We start from the raw sequence: 5,852 nt of genomic DNA, 5'->3' as shown, positions 1-5,852 counted from the left end.
GCCAAGGCGTGGCTGACGAGCCCATCAGGCCGATCCGCCAGATCTGGCCCTTCAGGGGGCCCAGGCCCGCGCCGATCTCCAGGTCCCAGGTCTTCAGGACGTGGCTGCGCACCGCGGCCTCGTCGATCCCCTCCGGCACGCGCACGGCGTTCAGTTGCGGCAGGCGGTGCGCCGCGGCGACCAGCATCTTCAGGCCCGCTGCCTCCAGGCCGGCGACCAGCGCCTCATGCGTCCGGGCATGGCGCACGATGGAGGCCTGTTGGCCCTCCTCGAACAGCATCACGAGGCTTTCGTGCAGGCCGTATAGCGCGTTGATCGGGGCGGTATGGTGATAGGTCCGACCGCCCTCGCCGCCCCAGTAGCTCATCAGCAGGTTGAAGTCGCAGAGCCAGTTGCGGACCTTGGTCTTGCGGCCTGAGATGGCCGCTTGAGCTCGCGGGCTGATGGCGATGGGCGACAGACCCGGCGGGGCCGAGAGGCACTTCTGGGTGCCCGAATAGATTACGTCGGCGTCCCAGGCTGCGGCGTCCACCGCGATGCCGCCCAGGGATGTAACGCAATCGACGATGGAGAGCGCCCCATACTTGCGCGCCAGGGCGCACAGGGTGGCGGCTTCGGAGCGCACGCCCGTGGAGGTCTCCGCATGAACAAAGGCCAGCACCTTGCTGGGCGCCTCGGAAAGCGCCGCCTCGACCCGGGCCGGATCCACTGGCTCACCCCAGGTGTGGTCCACCGTGACCACTGTTGCACCGGCGCGATCGGCCATGTCGGCCATGCGACCGCCGAAGGCGCCGTTGATGCAGATCACCGCCCGGTCCCCCGGCTCCAGCAGGTTCATGATCGCGGCCTCCATCCCCGCGGTGCCCGGTGCGGGCAGCGGGACGCAGGCGTGATCCGGGGCGTTAAACAGCCGCTGCAGAGCGGCCTTGATCTCCTCCATCAGGCGCTGGAAGTCCGGATCGAGGTGGCCGATCGTGGGCCGGGCCAGGGCCTGCAGCACCCGCGGGCTGACGTCGGAGGGACCCGGTCCCATCAGGATTCGCCTGGGCGGCTGGAAGCTCTGCATGGTCACTCCGGTCTTTGCGGCGCGGTGATTGGGCAGGATGCGAGGAACAGCGCTACCCGTTTCAGGCCAGTAGCCGGTCGTGGATCTGCTCGCGCAGCTTTGCATCCAGCCCCAGGGCGCCGTCGAGGTAGCCGTCCACCGACCCGTAGGCCTGCCGCATCGCCTCCAGCGCGCGGGTGAGGTAGTCCGCCTCCACCCCGATCGCCACCTGCACCGCCGCGTCGCTCGGCCGCCGGCCGGTCTGCTCCAGGATCATGTCGCCAACCATCGGCGTACGCGATGCGATCCGCGCCGCGTCGTTGGTCAGCAGGTAGTCCGCCACGATGTCGTCGTCGTGCACGCCAGCCACATGGTGGGTGAGCGCGCAGAGGATGCCCGTGCGGTCCTTGCCGGCCGCACAGTGGACCAGCACCGGCCCGTCTGTGGCGGCCAGCGCGCGGAAGTAGCGGCTGTAGAGATCCAGGTGCCGCGGCGCCGTGGGCGCAGCGTCGTAGTAGGCCAGCATGTAACTTCGGAACGAGGCCTCGCTGAGGTCGGAGCCCGCCAGGAAGGTGTGCCACTCGTCGGCGCCCTCCTGGCCGATGTCGTTCTCGATCACCTCCGCCCCGAAACCGTCCCAGCGTCGGCACGGGTCGCGTTCGCGCTCGTTGGTGCGGCGCAGGTCGACGATCACCGCCAGGTCGAGGCCCGCCAGGGCGTCCAGGTCGGCGTCGCTGGCCTTTGCGTGGTGGGCGGAGCGGTAGAGCAGGCCGCGCCTCAGGCGTCGCTCGCCGGCGGCGTAGTCGCCGAAATCACGGAAATTCTCGATGCCTTCAAAGGCGATGCGGCGGGTCATGCCGCCACGCTCTAACCGCCTTCGGCGACCAAATCGAGACCCCCCTAGCGGAACGGCGGCTCGTCGAAGCTGCGCAGCTTGCGCGAGTGCAGGCGGTGACCCTCCTGGCGTAGCAGGTCCATGGTCGCCACGCCGATCTGCAGATGCTGGCCAATAGCGCGTTCATAGAAGGCGTTGGCCTGGCCGGGCAGCTTGATCTCCCCGTGCAGCGGCTTGTCCGAGACGCAGAGCAGGGTCCCGTAGGGCACGCGGAACCGGTAGCCCTGGGCGGCGATGGTGGCGCTCTCCATGTCGATGGCGACCGCGCGGCTCTGGTTGAAGCGCAGGGCGCTGGAGGAATATTTGAGCTCCCAGTTGCGGTCGTCCGTGGTCACTACCGTGCCGGTGCGCAGGCGCCGCTTCAGCACCTCGCCGGTCTCCCCGGTGACCACCTCGGCGGCGCGGTTCAACGCCACCTGCATCTCGGCGATCGGCGGGATGGGGATCTCCGGCGGCAGCACCCCGTCCAGCACGTGGTCGTCGCGCAGGTAGGCGTGGGCCAGCACATAGTCGCCGATGGTCTGGGAGCCGCGCAGGCCGCCGCAGTGGCCGATCATCAGCCAGGCCTGTGGCCGCAGCACCGCCAGGTGGTCGCAGATGGTCTTGGCGTTGGAGGGACCCACCCCGATGTTGACCAGGGTGATCCCCGACCGGCCCTCGGCCATCAGGTGGTAGGCCGGCATCTGGTGCTTGCGCCAGGCGCCGGCGGCCACCGCCGCCTCCGGGTTGGCGGTGTCCGCGGTCACATAGACCTGGCCGGCCGCCGACAGCGCCTTGTAGGGCCCGCCGCTCTTGAGCTGCTCGCAGCCCCAGCGAACGAACTCATCTACATAGCGGTGGTAGTTGGTGAACAGGATGAACTGCTGCACGTGCTCGGCCGGGGTGCCGGTGTAGTGGGTCAGCCGGGCCAGGGAGAAGTCCGTGCGCAGGCCGTCGAACAAGGCCAGAGGGCGGGGCATGTCCGACGGGCCGGCCCAGAAGCCGTCGGCGATCTCGTCGCCGATGTGGGCCAGCTCGGTGGTGGGAAAGTGCCGGGCGATCTCGGCCGAGCCGATGTCGGCCAGGGCCAGGTCCGCGGCGCCGTCCAGCACATAGGGGAACGGGATCTCCTGGGTCGAGCGGCCCACGTCCAGCTCCACCTCGAAGTCCTGCAACAGGAGGCTGAGCTGCTCGATCAGATAGTCGCGGTAGAGGTCCGGCCGGGTCACCGTCACCGCATAGCGGCCCGGCTGTCCCAGGCGCGCGAAGGCCCGGCTGATCCGCGGGAAGGGCTGGCCCTCGGCCCATGAGAGGCGCAGTTCCGGATAGGTGAAGGCGCCCGTGCGGCGGGCGTCGGGCGCGGGCGGCGCGCCCCCGGCCAGGAACTGCTTTAGCGCGCTGCGGAGGTTGTCGACGCTGGCGCTGTACTCTGTCTCCAGCCGATCCACGATGCCGGCTGCGTCCATCTTGTTGCTCATGCGGCCTTATATCCACCCAATGCGAAGCTTGCGAGAGTTCAGCCCCCGCGGCCGGGATGGACTGTGCGCCGCATCCCGGCGACAAAGGCCGGCGCCAACTTTCGGGACCGCTTCATGAATCGCCTGTTCACCGCCTTCATCGTCGGCTCCATGGTCTTGGGCGTCGCGGTGGGATGGGCGGTCAATCAGTATGCCGCGCCGGCCGAGGCCGCGGCGATCGCCGGCAACCTGTCGATCATCACCGATGTCTTCCTGCGGCTGATCAAGATGATCATCGCGCCCCTGGTGTTCTCCACCCTGGTGGCGGGGATCGCCCATATGGAGGACGCCGGCGCGGTCGGCCGGGTGGGCCTGAAGACCATGGGCTGGTTCATCAGCGCCTCGATCGTCTCGCTGAGCATCGGCCTAGTCATGGTGCACCTGCTGCAGCCCGGCGCGGGCCTGCAACTGGCGCTGCCCGAGCCAGCCGCCGGAGCGGCCACCGTCGATGTTGCCAAGTTCACCCTGAAGGAATTTGTCACCCACCTGGTGCCGCGCTCCATCGTCGAGGCCATGGCCAACAACGAAATCCTGCAGATCGTCATCTTCTCGGTGTTTGTAGGCACCGCGGTGGCCGCCATCGACGACAAGGCGCCCCAGGTGCTCATGCTGGTGGAACAGATCGCCGCCATCATGCTGAAAGTGACGGGGTACGTCATGAAAACGGCCCCTCTGGCAATTTTTGCGGCGCTAGCCGCCACCATCGCCACCCAGGGGATCGAGGTGCTGGGGACCTACTTCAAGTTCATCGGCGGGTTCTACCTGTCGCTGGGGATCCTATGGGCGCTGCTGATCGGGGCCGCGGTGCTGATCGTGGGGCCGAGGACGCTGCGGCTGGTGGCGGCGATCCGCCAGCCGACGCTGCTGGCGTTCTCCACGGCGTCGTCGGAGGCCGCCTATCCGCGCACGCTGGAGGAGCTGCAGAAGTGGGGCGTCAGCCGCAAGGTGGCGAGCTTCGTCCTGCCGCTGGGCTACTCGTTCAACCTGGACGGCTCGATGATGTACTGCACCTTCGCGGTGATGTTCATCGCCCAGGTCTACGGCATCGAGCTGTCCATCGCCCAGCAGATCACCATGCTGGCGCTGCTGATGGTCACCTCCAAGGGCATGGCCGGGGTGCCCCGCGCCTCCCTGGTGGTGATCGCCGCGACGCTCTCCTACTTCAACCTGCCGGAGGGCGGGCTCCTGCTGATCCTGGCCGTCGACCACGTCCTCGACATGGGCCGCTCGGCCACCAATGTGCTCGGCAATTCCGTGGCCAGCGCAGTGGTCGCCAAGTGGGAGAACGAGATCGAGGAGCCGGCTGCGGAAATTCGCACCGCCTGAGGCCGCGTTAACCAGGCTGCTTAACCCGGCGTTCTCCCTGGCGCCCGATGGTGCCGGCTTTGTTGCTCCAGAGGCAGAATGCCCCTCGTGCCCCTACCCTCGCAGAATGATGCGCACCTGGCCGCGCGCGTGGCCGAGCTGGAAGCCGAGCGTTCGCTGACGCTTCGGCTGGCGCAGACCGATTCCCTCACCGGACTGGTCAACCGCGGCGCGTTCACAGCGGCCCTCAGCCAGCGCCTGGAGGCGGCCCAGGGCCCGGGCGCCCAGGTGGCGCTCTACGTCATCGACCTGGACCGCTTCAAGCACCTCAACGACACCTTGGGCCATCACGCCGGCGACCTGCTGCTGGCCGAGGTGGGCCAGCGCCTGACCGCCGACACCGGTCCCGACGAACTGGTGGCCCGGCTGGGCGGCGACGAATTCGCCCTGATCTCCCAGGCGCCCGACGTGGCCAGGCGGGCCCAGCGGCTGGTCTCGCTGTTGGCCCAACCGCACAACATCTATGGCCGCACCGTCGCCCCCGGCGCCTCGGTGGGCGTGGCGATCTATCCCACCGACGCCCCCGACGCCGGCGACCTGCAGCGGTTCGCCGACATGGCCCTCTATCGGGTGAAGACCCGCGGCGGCCGGCGCTGGTCGGCCTTCGACGCTGAGCTCCGCGCCGAAAACGATCGCCGCCGCACCCTGGAGGCGGAGCTGCGCCGGGCCATCCCGGCGGGCGAGATCGTGCCCTGGTTCCAGCCGGTGATCGACGCCGCCGACGGCGCCATCGTGGGCGTCGAGGTGCTGGCCCGCTGGAACCACCCCGAGCAGGGCCTGTTGCTGCCGGCCGCCTTCGTGCCCATCGCCGAGGAGCTGGGCCTGATCGGCCGCATCGACGAGGCGGTGTTCGAGGCCGCCTGCGCCCGCGCCGCGCCGTGGGTCGCCGAGGGGCTGATCGAGGTGGTGTCGTGCAACGTCTCGCCCCGCGACCTGATGGATCCGGCGTTCTCCAGGAAGCTGATCGCCCGGCTGGCCCGCACCGACCTGCCGGCCACGGCGCTCACCGTGGAGATCACCGAGACCTTCCTGTTGCAGGACCTAGCCCTGT

Annotated in this window: 5 protein-coding genes; 2 read left to right on the top strand and 3 right to left on the bottom strand. The window is 69.0% G+C overall.

Features of this window, described 5'->3' with window-relative positions:
• The 3 genes from ACLL81_RS07895 to ACLL81_RS07885 all read right to left on the bottom strand — a co-directional run.
• A partial coding sequence (locus tag ACLL81_RS07895) for a pyridoxal-phosphate-dependent aminotransferase family protein (protein ID WP_411287800.1) occupies positions 1-1,066 on the bottom strand: 1,066 nt, incomplete at its 3' end.
• A gap of 61 nt (positions 1,067-1,127) precedes the next feature.
• On the bottom strand, positions 1,128-1,901 hold the full coding sequence (locus ACLL81_RS07890; protein WP_411287799.1) for a tyrosine-protein phosphatase: 774 nt from the start codon (positions 1,899-1,901) through the stop codon (positions 1,128-1,130).
• Between the two features lie 44 nt (positions 1,902-1,945).
• Positions 1,946-3,397, bottom strand: coding sequence for an AMP nucleosidase (locus ACLL81_RS07885; protein ID WP_411287798.1), 1,452 nt, complete (start codon positions 3,395-3,397; stop codon positions 1,946-1,948).
• Positions 3,398-3,511: 114 nt separating this feature from the next.
• Here ACLL81_RS07885 and ACLL81_RS07880 point away from each other — a divergent pair, with 114 nt between their 5' ends.
• Positions 3,512-4,762, top strand: a complete 1,251-nt coding sequence (locus tag ACLL81_RS07880; RefSeq protein WP_411287797.1) for a dicarboxylate/amino acid:cation symporter — start codon at positions 3,512-3,514, stop codon at positions 4,760-4,762.
• 78 nt (positions 4,763-4,840) lie between these two features.
• The coding region (locus tag ACLL81_RS07875) for a putative bifunctional diguanylate cyclase/phosphodiesterase (protein ID WP_411287796.1) at positions 4,841-5,852 on the top strand (1,012 nt) is incomplete at its 3' end.

Source organism: Phenylobacterium sp. (assembly GCF_046590535.1).
Lineage (GTDB): Bacteria > Pseudomonadota > Alphaproteobacteria > Caulobacterales > Caulobacteraceae > Phenylobacterium.
Note: the sequence above shows the minus strand (reverse complement) of the source record. Positions and strands in the feature narration are given on the sequence as shown.

Bases quoted from the DNA above. Each gene is read 5' to 3' on its own strand.
- ACLL81_RS07890 (WP_411287799.1), bottom strand. From the start codon at position 1,901: ATGACCCGCCGCATCGCCTTTGAAGGCATCGAGAATTTCCGTGATTTC.
- ACLL81_RS07885 (WP_411287798.1), bottom strand. From the start codon at position 3,397: ATGAGCAACAAGATGGACGCAGCCGGCATCGTGGATCGGCTGGAGACA.
- ACLL81_RS07880 (WP_411287797.1), top strand. From the start codon at position 3,512: ATGAATCGCCTGTTCACCGCCTTCATCGTCGGCTCCATGGTCTTGGGC.